25 protein-coding genes are annotated in these 26618 nt (G+C 61.8%); 10 read left to right on the top strand and 15 right to left on the bottom strand.

The window, feature by feature from the left end; genetic code table 11:
• Position 1: 1 nt before the first annotated feature.
• Complete coding sequence (locus ACYVNQ_RS19410) at positions 2-190, bottom strand: DUF2970 domain-containing protein (protein ID WP_460904186.1); 189 nt, start codon at positions 188-190, stop codon at positions 2-4.
• 267 nt (positions 191-457) lie between these two features.
• On the opposite strand from ACYVNQ_RS19410, the gene ACYVNQ_RS19405 reads away from it, so the two are divergent.
• The 3 genes from ACYVNQ_RS19405 to ACYVNQ_RS19395 are packed head-to-tail and all read left to right on the top strand — an operon-like array spanning position 458 to position 3194.
• Complete coding sequence (locus ACYVNQ_RS19405) at positions 458-2257, top strand: nitrite/sulfite reductase (RefSeq protein WP_460904185.1); 1800 nt, start codon at positions 458-460, stop codon at positions 2255-2257.
• Positions 2254-2664: a DUF934 domain-containing protein gene (locus tag ACYVNQ_RS19400; protein ID WP_460904184.1), complete on the top strand. Its 411-nt coding sequence runs from the start codon at positions 2254-2256 to the stop codon at positions 2662-2664. The genes ACYVNQ_RS19405 and ACYVNQ_RS19400 overlap by 4 nt, the downstream gene beginning before the upstream one ends.
• Before the next feature lie 35 nt (positions 2665-2699).
• Complete coding sequence (locus ACYVNQ_RS19395) at positions 2700-3194, top strand: GAF domain-containing protein (RefSeq protein ID WP_460904183.1); 495 nt, start codon at positions 2700-2702, stop codon at positions 3192-3194.
• Positions 3195-3280: 86 nt separating this feature from the next.
• Here the strand turns inward: ACYVNQ_RS19395 and ACYVNQ_RS19390 are convergent, their stop codons facing one another.
• The 3 genes from ACYVNQ_RS19390 to ACYVNQ_RS19380 form a co-directional block, all read right to left on the bottom strand.
• Positions 3281-3655 carry a DUF4148 domain-containing protein gene (locus ACYVNQ_RS19390; RefSeq protein ID WP_460904182.1) on the bottom strand — a complete coding sequence of 125 codons (375 nt, stop codon included), beginning with the start codon at positions 3653-3655 and terminating at the stop codon, positions 3281-3283.
• A gap of 71 nt (positions 3656-3726) precedes the next feature.
• A complete protein-coding gene (locus ACYVNQ_RS19385; RefSeq protein WP_460904181.1) occupies positions 3727-4005 on the bottom strand; it encodes a DUF4148 domain-containing protein in 279 nt (92 codons plus the stop codon).
• A 211-nt stretch (positions 4006-4216) separates the two neighbouring features.
• Positions 4217-5086 carry a LysR family transcriptional regulator gene (locus ACYVNQ_RS19380; protein WP_460904179.1) on the bottom strand — a complete coding sequence of 290 codons (870 nt, stop codon included), beginning with the start codon at positions 5084-5086 and terminating at the stop codon, positions 4217-4219.
• Positions 5087-5192: 106 nt separating this feature from the next.
• On the opposite strand from ACYVNQ_RS19380, the gene ACYVNQ_RS19375 reads away from it, so the two are divergent.
• Complete coding sequence (locus tag ACYVNQ_RS19375) at positions 5193-6179, top strand: zinc-dependent alcohol dehydrogenase family protein (protein ID WP_460904178.1); 987 nt, start codon at positions 5193-5195, stop codon at positions 6177-6179.
• 66 nt (positions 6180-6245) lie between these two features.
• Here ACYVNQ_RS19375 and ACYVNQ_RS19370 read toward each other — a convergent pair whose 3' ends face one another.
• Entirely contained in the window at positions 6246-7643 is a 1398-nt protein-coding gene (locus tag ACYVNQ_RS19370) for a discoidin domain-containing protein (protein ID WP_460904962.1), read from the bottom strand.
• Between the two features lie 531 nt (positions 7644-8174).
• Here ACYVNQ_RS19370 and ACYVNQ_RS19365 point away from each other — a divergent pair.
• The gene (locus ACYVNQ_RS19365; RefSeq protein ID WP_460904177.1) at positions 8175-8978 is read left to right on the top strand and encodes a hypothetical protein; all 804 of its coding nucleotides are present in this window, start codon (positions 8175-8177) and stop codon (positions 8976-8978) included.
• Positions 8979-8987: 9 nt separating this feature from the next.
• Here the strand turns inward: ACYVNQ_RS19365 and ACYVNQ_RS19360 are convergent, their stop codons facing one another.
• Both ACYVNQ_RS19360 and ACYVNQ_RS19355 read right to left on the bottom strand, forming a co-directional pair.
• Positions 8988-10280, bottom strand: coding sequence for a hypothetical protein (locus tag ACYVNQ_RS19360; protein WP_460904176.1), 1293 nt, complete (start codon positions 10278-10280; stop codon positions 8988-8990).
• The gene (locus ACYVNQ_RS19355; protein WP_460904175.1) at positions 10277-11665 is read right to left on the bottom strand and encodes a sigma-54 dependent transcriptional regulator; all 1389 of its coding nucleotides are present in this window, start codon (positions 11663-11665) and stop codon (positions 10277-10279) included. The genes ACYVNQ_RS19360 and ACYVNQ_RS19355 overlap by 4 nt, the downstream gene beginning before the upstream one ends.
• 211 nt (positions 11666-11876) lie before the next feature.
• On the opposite strand from ACYVNQ_RS19355, the gene ACYVNQ_RS19350 reads away from it, so the two are divergent.
• Complete coding sequence (locus ACYVNQ_RS19350; RefSeq protein WP_460904174.1) at positions 11877-12662, top strand: Crp/Fnr family transcriptional regulator; 786 nt, start codon at positions 11877-11879, stop codon at positions 12660-12662.
• On the opposite strand, the gene ACYVNQ_RS19345 is transcribed toward ACYVNQ_RS19350, so the two are convergent.
• Genes ACYVNQ_RS19345 through pgaA form a run of 4 tightly spaced genes read right to left on the bottom strand, consistent with a single transcriptional unit; the run spans position 12610 to position 19116 of the window.
• Positions 12610-13251 (bottom strand): Biofilm PGA synthesis auxiliary protein PgaD, encoded by a 642-nt coding sequence (locus tag ACYVNQ_RS19345; RefSeq protein ID WP_460904173.1) that lies wholly within the window; start codon positions 13249-13251, stop codon positions 12610-12612. The genes ACYVNQ_RS19350 and ACYVNQ_RS19345 overlap by 53 nt on opposite strands.
• The gene (pgaC, locus tag ACYVNQ_RS19340) at positions 13244-14500 is read right to left on the bottom strand and encodes a poly-beta-1,6-N-acetyl-D-glucosamine synthase (RefSeq protein WP_460904961.1); all 1257 of its coding nucleotides are present in this window, start codon (positions 14498-14500) and stop codon (positions 13244-13246) included. Before pgaC ends, ACYVNQ_RS19345 begins: the two co-directional genes overlap by 8 nt.
• A complete protein-coding gene (pgaB, locus tag ACYVNQ_RS19335) occupies positions 14497-16581 on the bottom strand; it encodes a poly-beta-1,6-N-acetyl-D-glucosamine N-deacetylase PgaB (RefSeq protein ID WP_460904172.1) in 2085 nt (694 codons plus the stop codon). The genes pgaC and pgaB overlap by 4 nt, the downstream gene beginning before the upstream one ends.
• 18 nt (positions 16582-16599) lie before the next feature.
• The gene (gene pgaA / locus ACYVNQ_RS19330; RefSeq protein WP_460904171.1) at positions 16600-19116 is read right to left on the bottom strand and encodes a poly-beta-1,6 N-acetyl-D-glucosamine export porin PgaA; all 2517 of its coding nucleotides are present in this window, start codon (positions 19114-19116) and stop codon (positions 16600-16602) included.
• A 150-nt stretch (positions 19117-19266) separates the two neighbouring features.
• Here pgaA and ACYVNQ_RS19325 point away from each other — a divergent pair, with 150 nt between their 5' ends.
• From ACYVNQ_RS19325 to grxC, 4 genes are all read left to right on the top strand, one after another.
• Positions 19267-20091 (top strand): hypothetical protein, encoded by an 825-nt coding sequence (locus tag ACYVNQ_RS19325; RefSeq protein ID WP_460904170.1) that lies wholly within the window; start codon positions 19267-19269, stop codon positions 20089-20091.
• 207 nt (positions 20092-20298) lie between these two features.
• The gene (locus ACYVNQ_RS19320) at positions 20299-20934 is read left to right on the top strand and encodes a hypothetical protein (RefSeq protein ID WP_460904169.1); all 636 of its coding nucleotides are present in this window, start codon (positions 20299-20301) and stop codon (positions 20932-20934) included.
• A gap of 209 nt (positions 20935-21143) precedes the next feature.
• Positions 21144-22148 (top strand): AraC family transcriptional regulator, encoded by a 1005-nt coding sequence (locus tag ACYVNQ_RS19315; protein WP_460904168.1) that lies wholly within the window; start codon positions 21144-21146, stop codon positions 22146-22148.
• Positions 22149-22305: 157 nt separating this feature from the next.
• Complete coding sequence (gene grxC / locus ACYVNQ_RS19310) at positions 22306-22572, top strand: glutaredoxin 3 (protein ID WP_460904167.1); 267 nt, start codon at positions 22306-22308, stop codon at positions 22570-22572.
• A gap of 47 nt (positions 22573-22619) precedes the next feature.
• On the opposite strand, the gene ACYVNQ_RS19305 is transcribed toward grxC, so the two are convergent.
• From ACYVNQ_RS19305 to ACYVNQ_RS19290, 4 genes are all read right to left on the bottom strand, one after another.
• The gene (locus ACYVNQ_RS19305; protein ID WP_460904166.1) at positions 22620-23639 is read right to left on the bottom strand and encodes a S1C family serine protease; all 1020 of its coding nucleotides are present in this window, start codon (positions 23637-23639) and stop codon (positions 22620-22622) included.
• A 164-nt stretch (positions 23640-23803) separates the two neighbouring features.
• Positions 23804-24454 carry a GTP cyclohydrolase I FolE gene (folE, locus tag ACYVNQ_RS19300; protein ID WP_460904165.1) on the bottom strand — a complete coding sequence of 217 codons (651 nt, stop codon included), beginning with the start codon at positions 24452-24454 and terminating at the stop codon, positions 23804-23806.
• A gap of 142 nt (positions 24455-24596) precedes the next feature.
• Complete coding sequence (locus ACYVNQ_RS19295; RefSeq protein WP_460904164.1) at positions 24597-25625, bottom strand: ABC transporter ATP-binding protein; 1029 nt, start codon at positions 25623-25625, stop codon at positions 24597-24599.
• Positions 25622-26617 (bottom strand): ABC transporter ATP-binding protein, encoded by a 996-nt coding sequence (locus tag ACYVNQ_RS19290; RefSeq protein WP_460904163.1) that lies wholly within the window; start codon positions 26615-26617, stop codon positions 25622-25624. Before ACYVNQ_RS19290 ends, ACYVNQ_RS19295 begins: the two co-directional genes overlap by 4 nt.
• Position 26618 lies beyond the last annotated feature (1 nt).

Genomic DNA, 26618 nt, shown 5'->3' with positions numbered 1-26618 from the left:
CCTAGTGCGCCACCGTCAGCGCCAGCTTCACCAGACCAAACAGCGTCGCGCCGAAACAGGCGGCAAGCGCAACCGCCATCACCGGCAGCAGCGAGATATTCACCGACGCAAAGTCGGATTCGTGCGACGCGCTCTTTCTGACGCCGAAGAAGCTCCACAACACGATTCGCATCATTTTCAGCAGGTTCATCATCGCTCTCCCGCCGGCCTCGCGACCGGATCTTCTGTACTTTGACGGGTTCATCGTAAGCGTTGCGCGCGTCGCAGCACAGCAGCAGATGCGCGCAGATCGAGCGCAGCAGACGCGCTTCTGCTGCGTGCGGATTGACTCCATCTGCTTATTTCCCGTGGCGGACGGCAGCGCTACCTTGGTGCCCCGCTTTCGATCTGCCTGCGCAGTGCTGTCTTCGAAACCGAAGCGCCGCGGATCTTTTGCCCCTCAGGTCACCACGCAGCCATGTACCAATACACCGAATTCGACAAAGCATTCGTCCACAGCCGGGCCGCGCAATTCCGCGACCAGCTCGAACGCTGGCAAACCGGCAAGCTCAGCGAAGACGCATTTCGCCCATTGCGCCTGCAAAACGGCTGGTACGTGCAGCGCCATGCGCCAATGCTGCGGGTCGCCGTGCCTTACGGGGAGCTTTCCAGCGCCCAGTTGCGAGTGCTGGCGCGGATCGCCCGCGATTACGACGCACCTGAAGCGGATGTCTATCGCGCCGCGCTCGACGCGCAGCGCAAGCTCGGCACGACGCGGCTGCCGACCCACCACGCGCACTTCACGACGCGCACCAACGTGCAGTTCAACTGGATTCCGCTCGCGAAAGCGGCCGACGTGATGGATCTGCTGGCGAGCGTCGACATGCATGGCATCCAGACCAGCGGCAATTGCATCCGCAACATTTCGTGCGACGAGCGTGCCGGTGTCGCCCCGGACGAAATCGCCGATCCGCGGCCGTTTGCGGAAATCATGCGGCAGTGGACCACGCTGCACCCCGAATTCGCATTCTTGCCACGCAAGTTCAAGATCGCGATTACCGGTGCGACGGAAGATCGCGCGGCAACCGACTGGCACGACGTCGGGCTGCGGCTGGTGCGCAGTGCCGATGGCGAACTGGGCTTTCGCGTCGCGGTAGGCGGCGGCATGGGGCGTACGCCACTGACGGCAACCGTGTTGCGCGAGTTCTTGCCGTGGCAGCACATCATGAACTACATCGAAGCGGTGGTACGCGTGTACAACCGCTATGGCCGGCGCGACAACAAGTACAAGGCACGCATCAAGATCCTCGTGAAAAGCGAAGGTCAGCGCTATATCGACGACGTCGAAGCGGAGTTTCGCCAGGTCGTCGAGCATGACGGCGGGCCCCATACGATTGCGCAAAGCGAACTGGACCGCGTCCGTGCGTCGTTTGTGGCGCCGCTGGTGCAGCGTGCCGAAGGCGGCGGCCATCATGACGAAGCGGCCGCGCGCGACGCACTGGCCGCACATGCCCAGGCGCATCCGCGTTTCGCCGGCTGGCTGCAGCGCAATGTAGCGCCGCACCGGGATCCGGCGCTACGCATCGTCACGCTATCGTTCAAGCGTCTGCTGCAGGCGCCCGGCGATGCATCGGCCGATCAGCTCGACGTGGTAGCGGATCTCGTCGACCGCTTTTCGGCCGGCGAGGCGCGCGTTACGCATACGCAGAACGTGGTGCTGCCCTGGGTACACGCCGACGACCTGTTTGCGCTGTGGCAAGCAGCGAACCACGCAGGGCTGGCCAGTGCGAACGTGCAGTTGCTGACCGATATGATCGCGTGCCCCGGCGGCGACTTTTGCGCGCTCGCGAACGCGCGTTCGCTGCCGATCGCCGAGGCGATCACTGCGCGCTATCAGGATCTCGACGAACTGGAAGACATCGGCGAAATCGATCTGCACATCAGCGGCTGCATCAACTCGTGCGGCCATCATCACAGCGGCCATATCGGCATTCTGGGCGTCGACAAGGATGGCAGCGAGTGGTATCAGATCACGCTCGGCGGTGCCGATGGTTCTGCGGCCAGCGGTGCTGCGCGGCCCGGCAAGGTGATCGGGCCGTCGTTTTCGGCGCACGAGGTACTGGATGTGATCGAGGCTATTTTGTCTACCTACGTGACGCTGCGCGCAAACACCGGTACGCGCGCTGAACGGTTCATCGAAACACTGCAGCGCATCGGCGCCGAACCATTCAGGAATGCGGCGAACGAGGCGCGCGCCAAACTGGAGAATGTGGCATGACGAGCACTTCAAGCACGACAGGCACGACCGGCGCTGCGAGCATCGCGTTGCTGACTGCCGCAAGCCCCACCGAAGACGTCGACACGTGCGTGGTGCAACTCGCAAACGACGACGATCCGCTCACGCTGCAGCATCGAATCGACGCGATCGATCGCATCGAGCTGCATTTCCCGAACTTTACGGATGGGCGTGCTTATAGCCAGGCTTATCTGCTGCGCCGGCGGCTGGGCTTTCGCGGCGATTTGCGCGCGACCGGCGAAGTGCTGGTCGATCAGTTGATCCAGATGCAGCGGATGGGCTTTTCGAGCGCGGTGTTGCAGAACGAATCCGACCTCGAGGACGCGCAACGCCAGCTAGAACGCTTCGCCGGGTTCTATCAGGGCGACGTCGCGCGACATATCGGATAATGATCGCCTCAGTACCCTGAAGAGAGATCATTGCGATGTTCGAAGGAACCGTTTCCGCCGCTTTACCGAAGCGCGAATTCTATGCAGAGCTGGAACAGCAGGCGCGTGCATTGCTGGCCGGCGAGCCGAACCGCGTGGCGAACGCGGCGAACTTCTCCGCGCTGCTGTTTCATGCGATGCCGCAGCTGAACTGGGCTGGCTTCTATTTTCTGGTGGACGGCGAGCTGGTGGTCGGCCCGTTCCAGGGCAAGCCCGCGTGTGTGCGCATCGCGCTTGGCCGCGGCGTTTGCGGCACGGCCGCGCAAACGCGGCAAACCCAGCTGGTGCCGGACGTGCATGCGTTCGCGGACCACATTGCATGCGATGCCGCGTCGCAGTCCGAAATCGTGATACCGTTCGTCACATCGACAGGTGAACTGATCGGCGTGCTGGACCTGGATAGTCCAGTGCTCGCGCGCTTCGATGAAGAAGATCGAGCCGGCCTTGAAGCCGTGGCAAAGGTCTTTATCGAAACGCTCGAAACTGCCTGATACAGGCGCTCGAAACAAGCGGGAGCACAGCCGGCTCCCGCTCTTCCCATCGCAATTGCAGTTGCGGTTGCACTTGCATGGTCACCTCAGCCGCCGAAGTACGGCGTGCAGAAGTCCACCGGTCCCACGCATTGAATACTACGCGCCCGACGATCGTCCATCGGCGCGCCGCTCATGCTGCTGCCCGCACGTTGGCCACCAACGGCATCCGCCGCGCTGGCCGTATTTGCCGCGGTAGCACGCGCTGCATCTTCGGCGGCGACCTTCGCTTCAGCGGCCTGAATTTCGGCCGGATAATTCGTTTCGTCACCGCTTGCGGGGTTGTAGCCAGCCTGCTCGAGACGCAGTAATTCCGCACGCACTTCGGCGCGCGTCACCGGTCCATTCGTGTTCTGTGCAAACGACAACACCGGGGTTGCGATTGCGCCGAGCGCGAGTACTGCATAAAGAAGTGCTTTCATGATGTGACTCTCCGTGTTTCATCAAGAGACAAGTTTCAAACACTGCGTGGCTCGTACGACAGGTACCGTGGCTAGCTGCCGAAATACACGTTGCAGAAGCTGACCGGGCCCGCGCACGATTGTGGGTACGCCATGTTGGAGGACGTGGTCGGGCGATGGCCGCTCATGCTCGAGCCCATCGTTGCCGGACCTTCACTGCTGTTGGTCGCTTGAGTCTGTTGAGGTGCGACCTGTTGCTGATAACTCGGCACGGCGTCCGGACGCGTCGTGTCCTGCGCAAAAGCGCTCGAGAACAGCGTGGTTGAAGCGAGAACTGCGGCGGACATCGTAAGCAATGCAAGCGTCTTCATTTTCGAACTCCTTCGGTGGTGGTTGAGTGCTGCGTTCACCTGGATGAACATCGCCAGCTCACCGCTTATTCCGGTGTCCAAAAATAAATCGCGCAATGGAACCGATTTTTTTCATCGCGCACCGCATCGGATCTGGTGCGAAAAAAAATGCAGAAAAAATTCGTTGTGTACGGGAATAAAACGAAGCGCAGAACGGTATATATCTTGCGCGTCAGTGGTTCGACAACTGTTCGAGCGTGGCGTCGAGCAGCGCGCGCAGGCGCGCAAGACGGCGCAAATCGCGGTGATAGCCGAGCCACACCTCGCGTCCCGGCGGCGCTTCCTTCAGATCGATACGACGCAACCCGGGCGTGGCGTCGCCAAGCGGGCAAGGCAGCACCGCGAAGCCGCCGCCTGCGGCACACATACGCGCCTGGGCGTCGCGATTGTTGCTGCTAAAAGCCATCTGCGCCTGCGGCAGCATGCGTTTGACCCATACGACGTCGGGCAGCGTGCCGAAGCCGCTGTCCATCGTGATCAAGCGGCAACCGGCTCCGTCGCCGGCGCGCGGCGGCTTGAGCGCGGCGTGTCCGTATAGCGCATAGTCGACCTGCATCAGCTTGCGCTGCACGACGTCGGGTTCGTCGAACGGTGTAATGCGAAACGCGAGGTCCGCTTCACGGCGTGCGAGGCTGTAGCGGCGCGCGTCGGTCACGAGTTCGATCGCGACCTGCGGATACCGTTCGTTAAAGCGCGCAAACAGCGGCGTCAACACGTGCACGCCGAACCAGTCCGACGACGCGACGCGCAGCGTGCCCGTCAGTTCCTTCGCTTCGCCCGCCAGCGTGCGCGTCAAACCCAGTGCTTCTTCTTCCATGCGCTCCGCGTACCCCAGTACGGCAGTCCCCTCGTCGGTCAGCACGAAGCCGTCGCTGGTGCGTTGAAACAATGCGTGTCCGAGCACCTCTTCCAGTGCGCGCAGGCGCCGGCCCATTGTTGGCTGGGTCTGGCCTAGCGCGCGCGCCGCAGCACCGAGTGTGCCGCTGCGGGCGATGGCCAGAAAGATCCGCACATCGCTCCATTCGAATTCGACAGTATTCATTTTTGTTTGACAGTCATGCCAAAACGTTGATGTACATTCATTTCAGCATAGACCATGATGAGTTCGTCAGCTCGATCTACTCAATCCACTCATCGGGGAATTCGCCATGTCGATGCAAGCGCTGCTGCTAAACCGGGTCGACGGCCCGCTGGAACTCGTCGAATTGGCGCAGCCGGCGCCGTCCGCTGGGCACGTGCTGGTACGCGTTGCCGCCAGCGGTCTCAATCCGCTCGACACGAAAATTCGTGCGGGCAGCGCTGCGCATGCACGCCATCCAATGCCGGCTGTGCCCGGCATCGATCTCGCAGGTATCGTCGAAGCAGTGGGAACCGGCGTCACCGCCTTCAAGGCAGGTGACGCGGTGTTTGGAATGACAGGTGGCGTCGGCGGCATTCAAGGGTCGCTCGCGCAATACGCCGCGGTCGATGCCGACCTGCTGGCGTTGTGGCCCGCCAATCTGTCGATGCGTACGGCGGCAGCACTGCCGCTCGCGTTTATCACCGCGTATTCAGGAATTGTCGACCGCGCGCATCTGCAGCCCGGGCAAACCGTGCTGGTGCATGGCGGTGCCGGCGGCGTCGGCCACGTGGCCGTGCAGCTCGCGGTGGCGTTGGGCGCGACCGTGTTTGCTACGGCAAGCGCGCGCGACCTCGATACCGTCGCGCGGTACGGCGCGACGCCAATCGACTATCGCGCGCAAAGCGTCGAGCAGTACGTCGCGGCGCACACACGCGGCAAAGGCTTCGATCTCGTGGTCGACACGGTCGGTGGTGCGACGCTCGATGCGTCGTTCGCAGCGGTCGCGCACTATGGCCACGTGGTCAGCGCGCTCGGCTGGGGCACGCATGCACTTGCGCCGCTGTCGTTTCGTGAAGCGAGCTATTCGGGCGTGTTCACGCTGTATCCGCTGCTCACCGGGCAGCGGCGCGCGCATCACGGCGAGATGCTCCGCGTGGCGGCGCGCCTCGCCGATGAAGGCAAACTCACGCTGCGCGTCGATCCGCGCCGCTTCGATCTGCGCACTGCGGAGCATGCCTATGAGGCATTGAGCGACGGCACGGCACGCGGCAAGATCGTCGTCGAAATCGAATAACGTCCCGCTACGTGCCGCGCAACGCATGGGCGCTTGCTACACGCCCGCTGCGGATTCAGGCGGACTTTACGAACCCCACACCTGCATTTCGTCCAACGAATAACCCCACGCCGTTGCGCGCTGTGTGCCGTACATGCGCACGTAACGGCCGGTGCCCTTCAGGTTCGCAAGCGACACGTGACCCGAGCCGACGCCGCTGGTCGTCGAGTAGATCGTGGTCCAGTTCGCGTTGTCGGGCGACGTCTGGATCTGGTAGGACTTCGCGCCCGCATCCCAGTACAGGTCCACGCCCGTCACGCTCTTCACCGCGCCCAGGTCCACCGTCAGCCATTGCGTGCCGGCTGCATTGCCTTCGATCGAATCCCAACGGGTGTTCGTCGTGTTGCCGTCGAACGCCTTGTCTGCGGTCAGGCTCGAGTTGTAGCTCGACGATGCGCTAGCAGGCTTGCCTTGCGACAGCAGGGTCTTGTTCGGCTGCGTGGCGCTGCTGTTGCCGCTCCAGTAGTTCGAACCGAGCTTGGCCTTGGTGGTGTCGTTGTTCACGCCGAACTGCGACAGACTCCAGCGCTTGCCGCTGCTGACGTCGGCCACATACAGCTGATAGCCACCCGCCGTGGTCGACGAGAAGAACAGGTAGTTGGTGCCGTCGACCGGCGCCGGATCCGAGTTGTTGCCCTTGCAGTCGTTGATCGAAAGCTGGTTCGGCGTGTCGCCCGGATTGACCTTCGAGTAGATCTGGTCGGCCTGGCTCGCCGCGTCCTTCCAGCGTGCATAGAACACGGTGCCGTCCTTGCGCACCATCGGGTAGTAGGTCTCGAGACCGGTGCCCGCATCGAATGCGACCTTCTGATGCGTCGCAATCGTTTCCTTGTAGATGCCGAGGTTCGCGCCGGTGCCGGTTGCGAAGTACACCGCGCTGCTATCCGGCGACGGGAACGGCATCGAGCTTTCGATCGACGGCGCCGTGTTCGTGATGTCGACGACCGACGTAAACGTCGGACCGCCGCTCGTGAACGACAGCGTCGCGCGCATCACATCGCCGGTCTGCTTGAAGAACAGCGAGTTGCCGTCGGCACTGAATTTCGGATCTTCGTTACGGGTTTGACCCGTGCTGTTGGTCATGTTGACCGGCGCATTGTTCGAGCCGACCTGCCAGATGAACACGTTCCAGGCGTTGTTGGTTTCGCCCATGAAGGCGAGCCACTTGCCGTCCGGGCTGAACACCGCATTCATCGGATCCTTGATGCCCCACGAGCTCTTCGATACCTGGGTCAACTGCTTGGCCGAAAAGTCGTAGATGAAGATCTGGCTGGTGCCATCGCCATAGCTGACGTAGCTGTGATACGCAAGCTTGCCGGTGAGCGTGCTCGGAAACGTGGAGTTGGATTGCGCGGCGGGGGAATTCACACAGGCTGCATCAACCTGGCCAGCGAAAGCGCCAACAGCGGTAGCAACTGCGAACAGGGGGGCGAGACGGGCGGAGAGAGATTTCAGACGCAAAATTCAGTATTCCTATGATAAATGGCAAAACCAATCCGAGAGGCGGTTTAGGTAGAACTTCCCGACTTCCTTTTTCAAAGGAAAAAGCTCCGCCACCTCGGGATCGAGCCGAGGAAAAAAACGCCTAGTCGTGGAAACCGGCGAAGCTGAAGGAAAGGTGTTCGGATTCGTCTGCCGAAAGTGGCGGGAGTGAATCGTCGTACCTTTCGCGCTGGAGGTCGAGTTTCGTAGCAGATGGGCTACGAAAAAGACCTAAAGACAGACGAAAGAGCCTGGAGGATACCCGGAGATATCTAAAAAATAAACCCTTGGGAATGGAAAATGCTCGTAGGCATTCTGAAATTATGACCTGCGCGAGGGTCGGAACGGAAAGGATTACGTAGCACCCCTATTATTATTTCTTTAGGGGGGAAGCCTCATAACAACACATGTTTCGTCTCGAAACCGGCTTGTGTCTGCTAGAGTGAAATGTGACAAAAACGCAGGTGCGCCGAGATGAAAATGCCCATCGCGATCCGTAGCTACCTTGCTTCTGCTAAAAAAACTTTTCGTCGTCGCAATCGCGCCCCACTTGAAAATACGCATTTCAATAGCGCCGATTGCATTGGTTTCGACGTCGATGACGTTTCACCGCAATCATCTAAAGAAAGACTTGGGTTCGCATTGCCTGGCGGTGCAAATCATCGGTTCGATCACAATCCGTTCACTAACGGCATTGGTACGAACAATGATGCGGCGGCATGGATGGCGCTAGGTGTCGCGGTCGGCGCGTTTGTGCTCGTGTTCGGTGGCTATGTCGCGATCGCGGGAATGGGAGATCCTGAACGGATGTTGAGAGAGTCCCAGGAACTCGCGAAGCGCGGCACGGTGGTCGGCATGCGATGGTTACCGGGTGACAGCGCCTCGCTGCCTGAGTTGCCGCTCGCGGTCGTGGCTCCGCCGGTCATCGCGGCGTCCGAAAGCGCGCTCGTCGCAGACTTCGGCGTAACACCGAAGCCCGCCGACAAGGTGGCCGGCGCGCCCTCCCCACGCGCGTCGCAGGCCAAGGTGGCCGCAGCTCCCGTTGTACGCCGCGACGCGCGCCTGCGGCCTGGCGACACGTGCGTCGATAAGAATCAGCGCGGCTGCTTTCGTCGCTATGCAACGAAAGCACCATCTGCCGATTCGATCAACAGCGCCCTCGCTGCACATCACTTGCTGAACGACTTCGATCAGGGTGGCTCCGCGGCTGAAGCCGAGCGGATGCAACACACGCCGTCGACTTACCTGCATCACGCCGCCACTTATCAGCACCACTGATTCGATCGGTCATTGCGCCGCGCGCGCAATGCAGCGGTCTGCCGGCGAGGCCGCAACCTCGTTGTGCGTATCGACGTCCACCTCGCGCAAGCCCTGCGGCGATAGTGAAACGAAATGCAGCTCGTCGGCACCGTTGGCAATGCCGATCGCGCCGGTGTTGCCCCATGCGAAAGGCACGCGTTGCGTGCCGCGCAGCCTGATGCGGTCATCCGCGAGCGTGAGCGCCATCAGCCGGCCATCCTGGGTCGGCACATAGACCGCGTTGCCGTCGACCGCAATACTGCTTTCGCGCACCAGTGCAGGCAGACATGCGAGCTCGGCCGTGCGACGTCCCTGCGCGTCGATCAGAAACGCGATTGCGCGGCCGGTATCCTGCGTCGCCACGAGAATGAAGCGCTGGATCGCAGGCACATAGGCCGCCGCGTACACGTAATACTCGACGCGAGATACGTCGACACTGTCCTCAGGTCGAACCAGCTTGCCGGTGGCCGGATCGAACAGCGCATATTGAAGGGACGCGATGGTGCTGCCCGGAATGTATTTCTGCCACACCAGTAACGCCTGTTTCGGTGCTCCGGCAATCACCGGCCACCATTCCCGCACACGATCCGCGACGTTGACATGCCGCAGCATACGACCGCGCCCGTCATAGACGTTCGCATAAACGCCGTTGCCGGTGCCCAGATTGTCGACGCCGCCGCCCTGCACCCAGTCCGCCGAATAGAACACCACGAACTGCTCGCCGACCGCCGCCACATGCCCGGAATGCCCACCCGACTCCACGTCGCGCGGATAAGGCCGGATCGCTTTCAGACGGTTGTTATACACACCGTAACGCTGGCTCACATTGCGCGGCGCATTCCAGCCATCCTCAAAGGTGATAAAAATATTGCCGCTGTCGTTCTGTGCAACCGAGACCGGCTCCTGCGCCTCAGGCCGCTTGATGAACGTACGCACATTCGCCACGTGTGCCTGGCCCGCGCTCCACTGTCCGACGTACACATCGTGCGGCCAGCTGCGATCGCGATCTGCGCCACGCGGCGGCAAGCCCGAACTGCTGAAAAACACCCACGTCTTGCCGTTACCCGCATCGGCCTGGCCGATGCCGTGCATGAAGCGTCGTTCGTCGCCCACGCCCGGTGCAGGCACGGCCATCACCGCATTCGGTGGCGCAATGCTTCGTGCATCGCTGGTGGTGCTCGCTAGCCAGGCAATGACGATGGCTATTGCTATCGCTGCCAACGCCGGAAACAGGCTGCGCACGATCGCGAAGATTCTGCTGTGTTCGTTCCCAGGTCTCACTTGCGCCGCTCCGTAAAGTCTTGCGACGCGAGCCCAGCAATGTTCTGCAGACCGTGCCGCACTCTCAATCGATAAAGCGTGATGCGTGAAATGTCGAGCTCTACCGCCACCTCGCTGGAGCGGTTGCCGTGCGCGAGCAGCGCTTCGATCAGGCAGCTGCGCTCGGCTTCGTCGCGCGCATCGGCGAGCGTCAACGCACGCCGCGCAGGCGGCTCGACCAGGCCGAGATCGGTCGCGCGAATATAGGCTCCATCGGCCATCACGATCGCGCGCCGCACGCGGTTCGCCAGTTCACGCACGTTGCCCGGCCAGTCGTGCAACAGCATTGCGCGCAGCGCAGAAGGCGCGAAGCCGTGAATCCGAGACTTGCGTTCGCCCGCGTACAGACCCAGCAAATGAAAAGCGAGCAAATGGATATCGGTGCTGCGTTCGTGCAAAGGCGGGACGTCGATACGCAGAACGCACAGCCGGTGGTAAAGGTCGAAGCGAAACGACTGGCTGCGCACCGCGGCTTCGAGGTCGACGTGAGTCGCCGAAACAATGCGAACGTCAAGCGGTATCACGACGTCGCTGCCGAGCCGCTGAATCGTGCTGTCCTGTGCAAAGCGCAACAGCGCTGTCTGGCATTCGAGCGGTAGATCGCCGATTTCATCGAGAAACAGCGTGCCGCCGTTGGCCGCCTCGATATGGCCGATCTTGCGGCGCTCGGCGTCGGTAAACGCGCCGCGTTCATGGCCGAACAGTTCGCTTAGCACCAGAGTTGGCGGAATCGCACAGCAGTTGATCGCGACGAACGGTCCGTTCGCGCGAGCCGATGCGTCGTGCACCGCACGGGCGGTCAGCTCCTTACCGCTGCCCGATTCGCCGGCGATAAATAGCGGTGCATCCGTATAGGCAACTTTCTGGATCTCGCGCCGCAAGGCCAGCATTGGCTCGCTGCGCCCGATCAACGTTTGACCACCGGCAACTGGCGGCATTGGCGGCACCCCGCGCATCAGCGAAGCAAAACGCAACGCGCGCCGCAATGCTGCATCGACGAGATCGAACGCGTATGGCAAGTACACGTAATCGAGGCAGTAGCAGCCGATCAACTCGCGCGTTGCGGCACGCCGCAACTGGTTCGCAGTGACGGCCGCCACCCAGTGCATCTGCAGCGCGCCGACGCAGAATTCGGCGATGCTGCCCATCGCGCCGGTGTGGTCGTCGCCGGGCTCGAGCAAGCCGACGTTCGGCGCCGATGTATGCCGCAGCGTGCGCTCCAGTTCGTGCGCGCTGCCGATCAGCTCGACCGACCAGCCGCCTTCCCGCAAACGCTCGCACAGCCGCGCATCGTGTGCGGCGGACGCATATACGAGAGCCGGCGCCTCACGTGTCCTTTTCGGCACGACGACATCCTCCTCACGGATCCATTCTTTTGAGCCACGACAAAAGAATGTGTTCAGTTCGCATCGGGTTGTTCGCGCGCACAATGACGTTGTTGCGAAGCACGCTTATCGGTATGACAAAACTCCATGCCACGGTCAGACTGCTTTAGCGTGTGCGCCTGAACATCGCCGCTTAAACATCACCGCTTGACCTTCACCTAAGCCAGGCATCATGAATCGAGACAAGCTGCTTGCCCCCGCCCAGTTGAAGCATGTGTCCGAACCTTCGGCGCCCGGTGTGCGTTTTGCCGATTACGACAGCGTGTTGAATCTGCTGTCGCGGCGACTGCATCTGATCGAACGTGTCGACGACTTCGTATGTATAGAGCTGCACGCAGGCCAGGTGGTCTGCGATTGCAACGAAGTCTTTCACCATGTCTACTTTCCGCTCACCGCACGCTTCGCGCACGAGTGCATCCTCGACGACGGCCGCTCCATCGAACTGGTCACGATAGGACGCAACGGCTTTGCAGGCTGGCCGGTCATCATGCGCACCGGCTCGATACCGTTCAGAACCATCGTCACGTCGTCGGGTACTGCATTTCGCTGCAGCGAAGCGGCCTTGCTCGCCTGCCTGAAGGAAGAGCCATGGGTCGAGGCGCGCCTGCTTCAATACGTCGAAACGATGTTTGCCGAGATGTCGCAAATGGCGGCCTGTGCACGGCTTCATTCGATCGAACAGCAGGTGTCCTGCCGTCTGCTCGCGCTACTGGACGGCAACCGCGGCGCGAGCGTTCCGACCTCGGCCGTGGCGCTCGCCCGCGCGCTCGGCGTCACCGCGCGATCGGTGCGCTCCGCGTTGCACGCGCTCGGTGCGGCACGGATCGTCACGCACGACCGGCACGGCGTAACGATCCTGCAGCGTGATGCCCTCGCGCAACGCTCGTGCGAGTGCTACCGCGTACTCAAAGCTCTGTATCGGTCACCGGACGGCTCCCCATTACATAGCGAACCCTGATCGGTACGTGCATCGGCATATGCAGCGGCTCATCGTGCGGCGCGCCGAGCGATACATCACGCCGCCGCGCAAGCGCCGGATCGGCACCGATCGGCGTGTCTTCCGGTCCTTCGTCGTCACCCTCGACTTCCGGTTCGGACATGGCCCGCAATGCTGCGATCAGGCCGTTCGCATCATGCGAGGCCACGAATATGCGCGCCACGGCGCCTCGACATTTCAATGACGCAGCGGCAAACGGTCCAGGCTCGACGGTGAGACCGGCCGTGCGCCGCACCAGCCGCTGCATGCGCGAACGCGACGCAAACGGGTGAGCCACACGCGACACGATCATCCACACGATCAGCGCCGCAGCGATCGTTGCAATCGCCGCCATGTACGACATCAGCTGCTCGAGCGGCAGCTCCGCTTCGTTGAACGGCATCAGATACCGATACGTATAGACGCCGATCGCCGCCCATAACGAACCGACCGTGGCCGGACGTATCAGGCGAAACCACACTACCTGCAGCAACCCGAGTTTGAGGCCTTTGTCGGCGATGATCTCGCTGGGCGTGCGCAGTGACAGGTCGATGACAGGGGCGTTATTCATGCTGGATTCCTCGGTCTGGGCTGGTCCATACCGCGCGCTTGCCGCGCCGGCGCAGGACGATGGAAGGCAACGCAACGACAGTGGTGATCATGTTGATCACCCAGAACGCAAGCGGGTACCACACGGTGTCCATAAAGTAGAACAGCAGTTTCTCGTCGTACTGACGATCGATCATGCAACCGATAATCAACTGCAGTACGCAGGTCGCGACCAGCAGCATGCCGTGCCAATGCGGCAGCAGCGAAATGTGCCATTCGGAGGGCAGCGGCACGAGGAGCCCGATCAACCCAAGCAGCATCACGAAGGTCATCGAGTAGGCCCAGGCAATGCCGAGCAGGTATTCGACGAACAGCGGCCACATCATCACCATCGACGGCCGGGCGATGTGCGGCGCGTATTTCATCAGCACCTGGATGCCGCCTTTGGCCCATCGCAAACGTTGACGGTATAGGCCTGTCAGTGTTTCGGGCATCAGGATCCAGCTCAGCGCGTGCGGCTCGTATGCGACGCGCCAATCGTGCGTTTGCAGTTTCCAGCTGATGTCGATGTCCTCGGTCAGCATGTCCGAGCTCCAGTAGCCGACGTCGGCGAGCGCGCTCTTGCGAAACATCGTGATCACGCCCGACACCGTGAAAATCCGGCCATACACCTGCTGGGTACGCTTGATGAGCCCGACAATCGACGAAAATTCGCCGACCTGCATCCGCCCGAGCAACGACGTGCGGGTACGGATCCGCGGATTGCCGGTCACCGCGCCGACGTTCGGATCGGAAATGAAGTGCTCGAGGGTCCATTCGATCGCATCGCGGCCGAGCAGCGAATCGCCGTCGATACACATCAGGTACGGCGCATCGCTGACGGTCGCCGCCGTCGTCAGGCCGATTGCCTTGCCTTCGTTCTTCGAATGGTGGATCACCGTCAGACGCGGAATTTCTGCGGCAAGCTCGTTGAGGATCGCGCCAGTGTTGTCCTTGCTGCCATCGTTGACCGCGATGATGTCGTAGTTTGCGTAGCCGAGATGCGCGAGATGATGAATCACCCGGCGCACATTCGACTCTTCGTTGAAGCACGGCACGATCACCGACACTTTCGGCATGCCTGCGGCCACCAGTGCGCGGTGCGACCTTGCGCGTCCTTTCTCGAGCGCCAGGTAATGTACGACTCCTCCGATCATCCAGAAATACGACATGAAAAAGGGGTAGAAGAAAATGAAATCCTGCAGGCGGCTGATCAGTTCGTGCGTCATCAGCGGGTCACTCCTTTGTTCTGGGCCTGAAGCAGCGCATTGATCGCGGTTGGATCGAGGCGCGAGCGCAGCGACATCACATCGCGCATCGCATTGAGTTGCGGCGTGTTGGTGGCAAAGCGGTCCGGGTAGTAACCAAAGTTCACGACACCGCGCTGGCGCAGATAACGCATCTCCTCGAGTAGCCGCTCAGTCGGCACCGCGATGTTGGTTTGCGGATCGACCACCGGCAGCTGGAAGATGGTTTGCCGCAAACCATTCGGTACCGACGACGCGAGATCCGCCAGCGTGTCTAGCCTGGCCGTTGCGCTGCCGTACCGTTCGCCGCTCGGCATGGCGAGCAGACCGACGAAGTCGTATGCGCGCATGAAGCCTTCGAAGCTCTGCGAAAAGCGGGCTTCCGCGTTGCGGTCGAGCAGTACGTCGGCATACAGGTCGCGCACGGTCAGCACGTCGCCGCCGTTCTGGCTGTCCAGCACGAGCTTTTCCAGTTGCGCGGAGAACTCGATCAGATACTGGGTCTTCGCTTCGGTCCAACGTTTCATCAACGCGGGATTGGCGCGAATCGTGCCGATGTCGGTCGGCAATCCCCACCCTTTGAACGTTTGCGCCGCGTTGCGGCCAGCGTCCTCGTAGTCGTCGAGCATTGCGTCCCCACCGAACAGCAGGCCGGTAAATGCCGAATACTTGCCCAGATCCTCGTACACGTCATGAACGAAGGCACGGGCTGCCGGATCGAACGGGCTCAACCGGTACATATTTGCCGCGCGCCGGTCGCCCGGTGCGCCCGGCGCCGCGCTGACCACCTCGATGCGTCCTGCCTGCGCCGGCGGCAAACGGAATGCGAGCAGCGGCATCCACGCGAAAACCTGCACACTCGCACGCGTGTTCAGCTGCCACGCAGCGCGTGAAAACAGATCGGCGCGCATCGGCATATGCCGGTTCGGGAAATACAGCGCTTCCGCTACGCCGGTCTCGTTCGGATCGGAATACGCCTGCAGATAGACCGAGCTCGGCTGCATCCGGTAGATACGCTCGATCAGATCGCCAAGCTTTTTCTCCTGCACGGCTCCGTCAGGGTCGTATACATCGTCGAGGTCCACGCGCACGATCCGTTCGACCGGGTTGATCGCACCGCGGTTGGTTGCGGGCTCACGCATCGACCGCTCGAAGCCGCCGACATCGACGTCATACGTCATCAGAATGCGGCGCAGACGGTCGAGCGGCACATCCGGCGTGTTTGGCCCCGCTTCGAGGCTGAACTGCGTGCGCATGCCGAGCTGCGTCGAAATCTTGCGCACCGGCATATTCTCCGCACCGTATGGCCAGACCATCGAACGAATCGTCACACCCGTGCGATCGTGCAGCTTACGAATGCTCTCGCTCAGGTCGTGTTGCACGCGCGCTTCGAATTCCGCATCGGTCTCGTAGCGCTTTTCGTTCTGAAGATACAGATGCGACGTCGCGGCCGGCAGCTCGTTACCCTGAGGATTGGCAATCGCGCCGTGATGCAGATCGTGCGTGTGCGACGCGAGTTCGACGTACTCGGATTTCGACAGCTTCTCGACGTCCTCCCAGTACATGAATGTGTCGCGCGGCACTTCGAGGTTGGCGGACAGCCGGATCTTGGTATCCGCCGGTACGTCGACCCACGACGTGACGATACCCATCACCGCGGGAAAGCGGAAGCGCTCGAGCAGCGGCAGCACTTTCGTGTAGTGACTGCGAAAGCCGTCGTCGAACGTCAACATCACCGCGCGCGGCGGCAGCGGCTTACCACCGCTGCGCGACGCTTCGACGTCCTTCACCGTGATCGGGTGATAGCCATTGTATTGAAGCCACGAAAATATCGATGTGAGCGTCCCTGTGTCGACGGCGAACGGGTCCATCATGTTCGTCGTTTTGAAGGAAGTCCGCAGATTGTCGCGGACGTCGTGAAAGCAAATGACCCTGAAGGTCTTGCCGTCTGCCGGATCGGACGGTGGCAGAAGATCGATCAGCTTGGCCGGCGCCAGCGCCGGGAATAACGAACAGCCCGCCATCGCTCCAAGACAACCACAAATAAAACGCCTGCGCGATTGCATCGTCGAACCCCCAAAACGTTAGAACGGTACGGTGAGCAACACATATGCAGTTTCCGATGTTTCCTGCTCTCCATCGTAGGCATGGCGACCGATGCCGATGCCGTAGGTTAACGTGATGTCGCGGCTGAAAGTCCATGCATGTTCCAGCCGCGCAGCCCAGAATCCGCTGGTGCCAAAACCTCTTTCGTTGTATGCACCGCCCGAAATGTAAAAACGTTGCAGCAATGAACGCTCCCCGCTTCTCCAGACCGACCATTGATGCATCACACCCAGTTCAGCTGAATAGTCGCGCGACGGGCTGTAATACACGACATTGTTCTCGCTATTGCTGCTGGTCCCCAAACGCACCGTGGCATTGATCAGCTGATTCGCAGAAGTAAAGATGCGTTGCGAACCGCCCGCGGCGATTTCCTGGCGGAAGTTTTCGTCGCTATAGCGGCCTGCGCTATAGCTGATGTCTGCCGAACGGCGATCGCCGTCGGTATAGCTGAACGCAACTCGCCCCGTGCGCCCGAAGATGTGAGCGACATAGGCTTTGGACGGCAGTTCATTCGAATCGCTATCGAATTCCGCCGTTGCCCTGAAGTAGTCGTTAAACGCGTATTCAACCTGACCATTACCGCCAGTGCGACCATCGCCGCCTAGCGAACGCGACACTTCACCTGCGATCGTCAGCGGCCCCCGCCGGTAGTCGCCGCCGGCGCCGCTGCGGACCCGATTGATCTTGCCGATATCAGTCGTCGCATACATGTAGAACGTATGCGCGAACACCCGGTAATTGTCGTACATCGGCGGCGAGTAAATGTACGTATCTGCGCTGAACTGATCGTCCGCTACCGCCGAAGCACCATGCTCGCCGTTCGTTTCTACCGTTACTGTCGGCGCGCGCCACGCGTTGTAATCACGTCTGAAGTTTCGCACCGAGCCATTCTCGGGGAAGGTCGTGGCGAATGCGTCGTTGATCTGCCTTGCGTTCGAATAGTCTCCGGTATTGAGCGACGTACGGCCCAGACCGGCCAGTGCCTCGATGTTGTCCGGATGGTCGTTCAGCGTTGCGACATACATGTCCCTTGCGGCGAGATTGCGCCCCTGGCTTAGCGTGGCATCCGCCTCGGCATTGCGCACTTCTGCGCTGAACGGCACCTGCTCCTCAAGGCGCTTCAGCTCGGCCATGCCCGCCTCGGGCTTACCGACGTATATCAGGTACTGTGCCCGCAGACGATTCAGTTTCAGATAATCGTCGTTTGCTATGTCGCCCGGTCGCACCTGATCGGCGGGCGGCAAGGCTGCACTGATGTCGTCGAGCACCTTGCCCGCTTCAACATACTTGTTCTGGTCGGTGTACGCATAGAACAGGCCTTCGCGCAAATCGATCGGCCGGGTACGCGAACCGTACTGATAACCACGTGTAGCCGGATCGGCGTTGGCGGCAGTGGCCTGCTCGACTGCGCGCTTGAACGCAACCTCAGCTTTGGCGGGCTCATTCATGTATGAGTAGGCATCGCCTACGGCAGCCAGCGCCTCGATGGAGACCGGCTGGCCTTGGGGAATCAACTCATACGACGAAACCGCCTTTTCCATTTCGCCACGCCCCGCATAAGCCACGGTGCGGTCGCCCGCTAGCGCATCGCGCACCTGCGCATACTCCGGCGTGTTCGGCAAACGCGCTTCAAAATCATCCGCTGCCTTAAGCGCGGTGTCGAGACCTTCGAAGCGATCGGGGCTTGTCATCGCGCGTGCCTTGTCGCGGCCGCCTCGAACCTGCTGACGAATAGAAAGTTCTTCAAGCTGTGCAAGATCTACTGGACTGAAGACATCGGGGCGAGCCTTGGCCTCTTCAAGCGCCTGCACTGCGCCACCACCTGTCGCCAGCCCAAACACTTCAGTGCGCACCGCACTCGGCGTCTGTGCTGCAGCTGACGGTTGTGTCGCGAGTGGCGTCCCTTGCGTCGGCGCAGGCTGAGCATCGGGCTGCGCCTGCTGGCTCGGTACGGCAGAAGGCATCTGTTGCGCCGGCATCGGCATCTGCGGTTCAGGCTGTCCCTGTTGCAATTGCAAAGGCTGTCCCTGTGGTTCAGGCTGCACCGCCTGAGTCGGTTCGGTTTGCTGTACGAGCTGAACGGTCTGCCCGATCGATGTATCCCGTGGTGTTTCTACCGCTTGCATCGCCGGCGCTGAAGTCGGCGTGATGGCCTGCGCTTCCGCCATTTCATTCGGGTCCCGCGCTCCGCCGTTATCGGCCTCCACTGCTGAGCACATCGACGAGAGAAATAACAACATAACGGGTGCGCAGGTCGCTAGCGAAATGCAGTTGGCCGGATGAAATTTCTTCGGCTGGGCAAGCACTGCATAAAGACGCTTATGTTGAGCGTTCACGATACGTCCTTGACGTTGATTGCTTTGTTCTGAAGGACAGCTTTTATTGGCAAGCGTACGACCGCGCTGTACAAGCGACATCCATGCCACTGCGCACCCAGCGCAGCGCAAACGAATCTGGAGGAGGTAAGTATTCAATTCGTGCTGCTTGCGTTTCATTTGCGATACAGCCCCAACGGGAGTTACGCGCACCGTGTTTTAAAGGCTGAACAATGAAAGTGCGAAGCGCACCGATAATTCGGAAACATCGAACAGACGGTCACGTCCGGTGCGTGTTAGCAAGCGTCGCGTTGTGTGGGATGCCGCGCAATGTGGGCGAACATTCACCGCGCAAGGACCGCAGACGTACTATCTTTTTCGGGTTCGCGCGCAGCAGCGAAGTTGCGAATCAAAGGAATTCGAACGGATCGGTTGTGCTTTTCCCAGCCTGCTCAAGATGTTTCATTTTTGACTCATCGTGGCAGACACATGACTGGATCGGATTCGACGCTGTTGAAAATCCGCCGCCGGGTAACCTTTCGTTACAACCGGCACGCCTTGGATAGATGCTTTAAAACCGTTGATGCTACGCATGCCTTAATAATAAGAAAGAAAATATTTCTGATCCTTTTTTGTTTGCGTTTTAGCGTGCCTATCCGTATTCTTTGTTCTCAACGATCTAGGGAGGTCGTCATGTGTACCGTGGGATGTGCCGCCAACAAAGCGGTATATGCGTTGAAGAAAGCGCGCTCGCTGGTGATTGTGGCAGTAGCGCTCGGCGGTACCGCTTTTGCAGCATCGCAAGACACACCGGCTTCCGATGCCGTCGCCGCAAACGCTGGTTCCGATGCACAGGAAATGCTCTATTACGTGTGCGGCGAAGCCGGCCTCGAGAAAACCGTGACGTCGCCAGATCCAAAGCATCCTTTCAACCTTGGCGTGTCGTTCGTTACGCAACAGAACGGCGCGCCGGCTTCCGACGTAGCAGTTCGCCTGCGGCGTCATGGGCGTGTATTGATGGACTTCGTCGCAGGTGGTCCGCGTTGCCTTTTTTCCGTGCCGTCGGCAAGCTATCGGATAGAAGGTACGTTCCACGGCGAAATGAAGTTTGAGATTGTCGAAACAGGAACTTTCGATACGCAGATCAAGTGGTAAGCAGCATCTAGCGCGCCGTCGATACCGCGCGCGTGGCGACGCCCGAAGCAACATCGGGTATTCGCCACGCCGCGGCATCCCGGCAAAAAAACGTAGCCTCTCGTTAAGTTCGCACGCGCATTCGCCTAGAAGAAGCAACCCAGGCTGCCAGACTCTGCCGGCGCCCTCCGTTGCCGCAACGATGCGTTTGCCTGCCGGAGCAATGCTGTGACAACCGACAGACTTTCTTCAGACACGCCGCCGTTGAGCACGGCAGCCGATCGACCCGCCGCCACCGTCAACCGGCCGGCGCAGGTCAGACTCAAACGTTGGATCGCATGGGGACCTGGCAGCAGCGCGGCGCTGAGTATTGCGTGCTTTGTCGTGATCCTCGCCTCCGTAATCGGCTCGCAACGCAGTGGGGCAAGCCGCAGTGCCCGTCAGGACACCTCGCAAGCCGCGCCGGATACGGTGCGCACCGAGTCGCAACCGGGTGCCGTCGCCGAAACGGTAAGTGGTGCATCGGCGGGCCTCGCCATGCCGGTGGCCGCTAAAACCACCAGCACCGCGTTGCCGGGCCCCGGGCCGGCAGTCGAAGCGACGCTTGCGCGGGCACGCGCTTGCGCAGCCGCGGAACGCTGGAACTGCGTGCTCGATGCATCGAACAGCGTACTGACGATGCAGGAAGGCAATGTGGAAGCGCAGTCACTTCTGCAAAGAGCGATCGTCCACGGTGGTTGGGCCAGCAGTACCACCGCGGCCGCCCAGCAAGCCGCGACGAATACAGGCGGTGCCGAGGCAGTACCGGTATCGCGCTCGCACAAGCCATCGCGCAGGCATTGGAATTCGGCGTCTCGCGAGTAATCCGCCTTTTCCCGGCCTCATACGCCACCGCGGTCCAGGGCTCGCCTGCACGAGCCCTGCCGCGGCGCGCTGTCTTTGAAACCCCTTGCTGCGTCGCGTCCTGCGTTCCAGTAAAATCCGGCGATGCCTTCCATCCATGCATGACGCACACGTCGTTATGTACATTGGATGCGAACTCCCAGACGACTACTACAACGCAAACGGCTCATATGGATTTGTTAAGCCGACTTCTTTCGCTGATGCCTGTCAGCGGCCGACTCGAGATACGCTGCCATTTCGGCGCGCCTTGGGCGATCGAAGAAGACACAGCCGGTGTTCGCGAGATTCCGTATCACGTGCTGCTGTCCGGCACCGCGGTCGTAGAAGACTCCAATGGCCCTCCCGAGCGGATGACGGCTGGCGATATCGTGCTGTTTCCTGCGGGCAAACCGCATCGCATCCATGACGGCAGCGGCGACGCCCCGAAGCCGTCAGTGGGACGGCAAAGCGAATCGCTGCTGATCGTCGAGAACGGCGAATCGGGTATCGCTGCCGATCTGCTGTGCGGCCGCTTTCTGATCGGCGCGGTGCCGGACAGATTGTTGCGCGATCATCTACCCGGCCGGCTGATCGTGCATAGCGCACGCCAGCATCACGACGCAGCAAACGGCAGCCAGACCGATGCAGCCGCAACCGACGCCGAGCCGGCCGCCACCCAATCGCCCAGCGCCAACACGCGCCTCACGCGCCTGATCGAGCTGATGCGCGAGGAAGCGATCGACCAGGGCCCGGGCAGCGAGACGCTGGTCAACCATTTGTCGGCCGCGCTGTTCGGCCTGACACTGCGTTTTGCCACCGAAACCTCGCAACCACCGCATGGTCTGCTGGCACTGGCCGGTCGGCCGCGCCTGCAGCCGGCCATTTCGGCGATGTTCGAAAAACCCGGCGAAGCATGGACGCTCGATCAGTTTGCCGCGCTGTGCAACATGTCGCGCGCAACCTTCGTGCGGCAGTTTCAGGAAGCGATCGGCCGCTCCGCCACCGACGTGCTGACTGAAGTGCGCATGACCATCGCCGGCCGTCTGCTGATGCAGACCACGCGCCCGGTGGCGGATATCGGCGAAAAGGTCGGATACCAGTCCGATGCCGCGTTTCAACGCATTTTCAAGCGTCATATCGGCATCACGCCGGCACGCTGGCGCGCGTCGGGCGGCAACCTGCAAGCACGGGAATAGCAGGTGCGGCGGCCAGCGTGCACGTCCGCCAGGTATTGATCCGATCGAGCATACGAATGATCCGCTGCGAGCTTCACGCCTTTGCAGCGCGTCCCTAAAGTGGAGCCATGCCGTTGAACACGGCACCCCACTTACGCCTGGACAGGGTCACGACACCATGCCTTCCATCACGATCTACACGCAGCCGGATTGTTCTTACTGCACTGAAGCCAAGGCGCTGTTGAAGCGCAAAGGCGCCCATTTCCATGAAATCAGCATTGCCGGCAGCCGCGCTTCAGCGGTGGCGCTGTGGCAGCGCGACGTGCATCGCACCGTGCCGCAGATCTATATCGGCAGCTATCACGTCGGCGGTTTCGACGATCTGCAGGCACTCGAAGACGCAGGCCGTCTCGATGCGCTGCTCGAACGCGACACGGTGCTGTAAAGCAGCAGCGACAGACGATGCGACGTGGTGCAAGTCACGCGCGCGCATCAACCAGTCTGTTCGACCGGCGTCACGGTGAGTTCGAGCCGTCGCGCGCCCCGCAGCACGGTCACACCGATGGCACGGTCGATACGCGAGAAATCGAGCATGCGCTGCAAGGTATCGACTCCGTCCACCGGCAGCGCGTCGATCGCAACGATGCGATCGTCGGTGCGAATATCTGCAAGTGCCGCAGGGCTGCCCTTCACGACTTCCATCACGTGCACCGCGCTTTCGGACGGCAGGTCGAAAAAGCGTTGCATGCGGCGCGGCAACGCGATCGAGGTGCCCGCCACGCCGATATACGCGCGCCGTACGTGGCCATACGCGAAGATCTGCATGATCACCCACTTCGCGGTGTCGATTGCCGTGGCGAAACAGATTGCCTGCGCACCCGGAATAATCGCGGTATTCACGCCGATCACCTGGCCTGCGGAATTGACCAGCGGCCCGCCGGAATTACCCGGATTCAGCGCGGCATCGGTCTGGATCACGTCGTAGATCATCCGGCCTGAACTGGCGCGCAGCGAGCGGCCTAGCGCGGACACCACGCCGGTCGTCACGGTTTGCTCGAGGCCGAGCGGGTTGCCCACGGCAATCGCAATCTGGCCGACGCGCAGCGCGCCGGAATCGCCGAGTTCGACGTGCGGCAGCGGTTCGGCCGAGCCGATGCGCAGTACGGCAAGATCAGTATGTGGGTCGTCGCCGACCAGATCGGCGTCGAATTTCGCGCCATCGGCCAACGTCACGCGAATATGCGTCGCGCCGTGCACTACGTGGCTATTGGTCAGCAGATAGCCGTCGGGCGTGAACAGAAAGCCCGAGCCGGTCCCGGCGCGCGCACTGCGGCCATCGGGCATGCGCCTTTCGACAGCGATGAACGCGACCGCCGGGCGCACCCGGTCGAGCGCGCCGATCACCGTGCGCGAGTACGAATCGAGCAGCGCATCGTCGTGCGGCGTGGTCGAAAGCGAGGCGCCCGGCGCGGCGCCCGATAAATCGTCGATGAAGCGGGGACGGCTTCCCATGGCATGACTCCCGGTTGCATGGATGCGCACATGGGGGGCCAGGCCGCAGTTTTTCAAGTGCAGCGGTGGGCGCGGGCGCGGCACCTGAAAAACCGCGCTGCAGCAGCGGCCTTTATGCCGATGCATATCGTGCCCTGGCGCCACGCCCGCGCATCGAATCCCCATCACCCCCTGATCGCGCGCAAGAATTCGGCGCGCGCGTTGTTGTCGGTCGCGAAGTCACCGGCAAACGACTGCGTCACCACCCGTTCATCGCCACGCCGCACCTCGCCAAGCAGCAGGCACAACTGTTCGGCTTCGATCACACAGGCCGCGCCGCGCGCCAAACCGTGCTCAGTCAGCGCGCGGGCGATTGCGTCGGTGGCATGCTCCTGGTAGATCAACCGGTGACACACGGTATCGACCAGCCGCGTCAGGCTGCCGAAGCCGAACAGCCGCCCACCGGGCAGATACGCGAGATGCGCTAAGCCACGAAACGGCAGCAGATGATGCGGACACATGCCGTGCACGGTAATGCCGCGCATCATTACCATATCGTGACGGTGGTCGTCGAAGCCGCTACCGAGCGCCGCGGCAGGGTCGCTCCGATAGCCATCCAGCAGACGTGTTTGCCATAGATCACGCACGCACGACGCAGCGCTCTGCAAATGCTCGTTTTCGACGTCGAAACCGGCCGCTGCGAGCATGCCGGTCACCGCTGTCTCGAACGCAACCGGATCGAAGCGCCGCACGGGTTCGATGCCGATGCCGGGTAGCGGCGCGTGCTCGTGCTCCTGCTCGCGCTCGCCGGCGGGCTGAAAAGATGGGTCAGACATAGCTTGTTCCTCCGCGCAATGACGGCGGCCGCAGCCACCGCCCCGGCTTGCTCCGGGATTACCAATAACGGGCACGGGCGGGGGATATTCCTTCTGCAAGCCATGAATGGCGGCCAACGCGATCTCGCAACGCTCCCGGCAGCTACGAAGCCCCCACGCGAATGCAAGCCACTCTGCTAGCCGGCTGCGCACGCACCACCGCACCGGGCACCTCGCCCGCGCACGCATCGATCGCTTGCGGGCAGCGTGTGCGAAACACGCAGCCCGACGGCGGATCGAGCGGCGACGGCAGTTCTCCGCGCAACAGCACATGCTCACGTGTGCGTTCGATTGCGGGGTCAGGTGTCGGCACCGCGGCCAGCAGCGCACGCGTATACGGGTGCTGTGGCTCCCCATACACCGCCTGTTTCGTACCGAACTCCATCACACGGCCGAGATACATGACGAGCACCCGATGGCTGATCGCCTTGACGACGGCCAGATCGTGCGCGACGAACAGCAACGACAGCGACAACTCGCGCTGCAGATCGCGTAGCAAATTGACGATCTGCGCCTGAATCGATACGTCGAGCGCCGACACCGGTTCATCGCAGATCACCAGTTGCGGCTCGGCAATCAGCGCGCGCGCAATGCCGACCCGCTGGCACTGCCCGCCGGAAAATTCATGCGGATAGCGCTGCAGGTGATACGCATTGAGGCCGACCCGCTCGAGCATCGCCAGCACGCGCGCGCGCAGGTCGGCCCGACCGATGCCGGATCGATGCGTACGCAACGGTTCGGCGACGATCTGCTCGATCGTCATGCGTGGATCGAGCGACGCAAGCGGATCCTGAAAGATCATCTGCACATCGCGACGCAACTGCGCGACGTCGCGGCGTGCGCCGTTTACGGTTTGCGCACCGCGCCAGCGAATGCTGCCAGACGTCACCGGCGCGAGGCCGATCAGCGCGCGCGCGAGTGTCGACTTGCCGCAGCCGGATTCACCGACGAGCCCGACCGTCTCGCCGCGCCGCACGTCGAACGACACGCGTTCGACCGCACGCACCGTCGCCTTCGGCGACCATGGCAACGCACGGCGTCCGCCGTGCGGCACGCTGAAATGCACGGTCAGATCGTCGACTGACAGCAGCGTATCGTCACCGCGCAGTGATGTTGAAACGGAAGTCGTCATGCCTGCACCTCGACGCGGAGACCCGCGATTTCGCCGGCCGGTTTATGGCACGCACGCGCACCGCCTTCATACGTTTTTAGAACCGGGCGCTCGCGCCGGCACAGATCGAGCGCATGCGCGCAGCGCGGCGCGAATGCGCAGCCCGCGCCCGCCATGCCCGGCAGCGGCGGATTACCGGCAATCGTGCGTAGCGGCGCGTCGCTCGCATCGGTTAGACGCGGCAGCGCATTGAGCAAGCCCACTGTGTACGGATGACGAGGCGCGGCAAACAGCGCGCGCGCGCTGGCCTGTTCGACGGTACGCCCCGCGTACATCACCATCACGTCGTCGCACAGTCCCGCCACCACTCCCATGTCGTGCGTAATCAGAATGATCGCCGTGCCGCGCTCGCGGTTCAGCTCGCGCAACAGTTCGATGATTTGCGCCTGCACGGTAACGTCGAGCGCGGTGGTCGGCTCATCGGCGATCAGGATGTCCGGCTCGCACAGCAGCGCCATCGCGATCATCACGCGCTGGCGCATACCGCCGGAGAACTCGTGCGGATACATGCCGATGCGCCGCGCCGCGTCCGGAATGCGCACGCGCTCGAGCGCTTCGATCGCGCGCCTGCGTGCCGCGCGGCGCGGCATTTGCCGATGCAGTTGCAAGGTTTCCGTCATCTGCCGTTCGATCGTCAGGAACGGATTGAGCGACGTCATCGGGTCCTGAAAGATCATCGCGATGCGTTCGCCGCGAATGCGGTTCAGCTCGCCGGTCCGCATCTGCAGCAGATTCTCGCCGCGATAGCTTGCCTCGCCGGTCACGGTGCCGTTCGGTGCGATCAGGCCAAGCAGCGCCATCACAGTCTGACTCTTGCCCGAACCGGATTCGCCGACAATGCCCAGCGTGCGGCCGCTCTCCAGCGCAAACGACACGTCCTGCACCGCATCCACGGGCCCTCCGTCGTGGCGCGCAAAACGCACGCCGAGCTTGCTGACTTCGAGCAGTGCCATC

The sequence above is a fragment of the Paraburkholderia jirisanensis genome (assembly GCF_054782355.1).
The sequence above is the reverse complement of the archived record's forward strand: the minus strand, read 5'-3'. Positions and strand labels throughout refer to the sequence as shown.

Excerpts from the sequence above, each read along its gene's own strand:
- ACYVNQ_RS19395 (WP_460904183.1), top strand. The coding sequence starts at position 2,700 with ATGTTCGAAGGAACCGTTTCCGCCGCTTTACCGAAGCGCGAATTCTAT.
- ACYVNQ_RS19365 (WP_460904177.1), top strand. The coding sequence starts at position 8,175 with ATGAAAATGCCCATCGCGATCCGTAGCTACCTTGCTTCTGCTAAAAAA.
- ACYVNQ_RS19385 (WP_460904181.1), bottom strand. The coding sequence starts at position 4,005 with ATGAAGACGCTTGCATTGCTTACGATGTCCGCCGCAGTTCTCGCTTCA.
- ACYVNQ_RS19400 (WP_460904184.1), top strand. The coding sequence starts at position 2,254 with ATGACGAGCACTTCAAGCACGACAGGCACGACCGGCGCTGCGAGCATC.
- pgaA (WP_460904171.1), bottom strand. The coding sequence starts at position 19,116 with ATGAAACGCAAGCAGCACGAATTGAATACTTACCTCCTCCAGATTCGT.
- ACYVNQ_RS19315 (WP_460904168.1), top strand. The coding sequence starts at position 21,144 with ATGGATTTGTTAAGCCGACTTCTTTCGCTGATGCCTGTCAGCGGCCGA.
- ACYVNQ_RS19380 (WP_460904179.1), bottom strand. The coding sequence starts at position 5,086 with ATGAATACTGTCGAATTCGAATGGAGCGATGTGCGGATCTTTCTGGCC.
- ACYVNQ_RS19410 (WP_460904186.1), bottom strand. The coding sequence starts at position 190 with ATGAACCTGCTGAAAATGATGCGAATCGTGTTGTGGAGCTTCTTCGGC.
- ACYVNQ_RS19345 (WP_460904173.1), bottom strand. The coding sequence starts at position 13,251 with ATGAATAACGCCCCTGTCATCGACCTGTCACTGCGCACGCCCAGCGAG.
- folE (WP_460904165.1), bottom strand. The coding sequence starts at position 24,454 with ATGTCTGACCCATCTTTTCAGCCCGCCGGCGAGCGCGAGCAGGAGCAC.
- ACYVNQ_RS19305 (WP_460904166.1), bottom strand. The coding sequence starts at position 23,639 with ATGGGAAGCCGTCCCCGCTTCATCGACGATTTATCGGGCGCCGCGCCG.
- ACYVNQ_RS19405 (WP_460904185.1), top strand. The coding sequence starts at position 458 with ATGTACCAATACACCGAATTCGACAAAGCATTCGTCCACAGCCGGGCC.
- ACYVNQ_RS19295 (WP_460904164.1), bottom strand. The coding sequence starts at position 25,625 with ATGACGACTTCCGTTTCAACATCACTGCGCGGTGACGATACGCTGCTG.
- pgaB (WP_460904172.1), bottom strand. The coding sequence starts at position 16,581 with ATGCAATCGCGCAGGCGTTTTATTTGTGGTTGTCTTGGAGCGATGGCG.
- ACYVNQ_RS19290 (WP_460904163.1), bottom strand. The coding sequence starts at position 26,617 with ATGGCACTGCTCGAAGTCAGCAAGCTCGGCGTGCGTTTTGCGCGCCAC.
- ACYVNQ_RS19375 (WP_460904178.1), top strand. The coding sequence starts at position 5,193 with ATGTCGATGCAAGCGCTGCTGCTAAACCGGGTCGACGGCCCGCTGGAA.
- grxC (WP_460904167.1), top strand. The coding sequence starts at position 22,306 with ATGCCTTCCATCACGATCTACACGCAGCCGGATTGTTCTTACTGCACT.
- ACYVNQ_RS19350 (WP_460904174.1), top strand. The coding sequence starts at position 11,877 with ATGAATCGAGACAAGCTGCTTGCCCCCGCCCAGTTGAAGCATGTGTCC.
- ACYVNQ_RS19325 (WP_460904170.1), top strand. The coding sequence starts at position 19,267 with ATGTGGGCGAACATTCACCGCGCAAGGACCGCAGACGTACTATCTTTT.
- ACYVNQ_RS19390 (WP_460904182.1), bottom strand. The coding sequence starts at position 3,655 with ATGAAAGCACTTCTTTATGCAGTACTCGCGCTCGGCGCAATCGCAACC.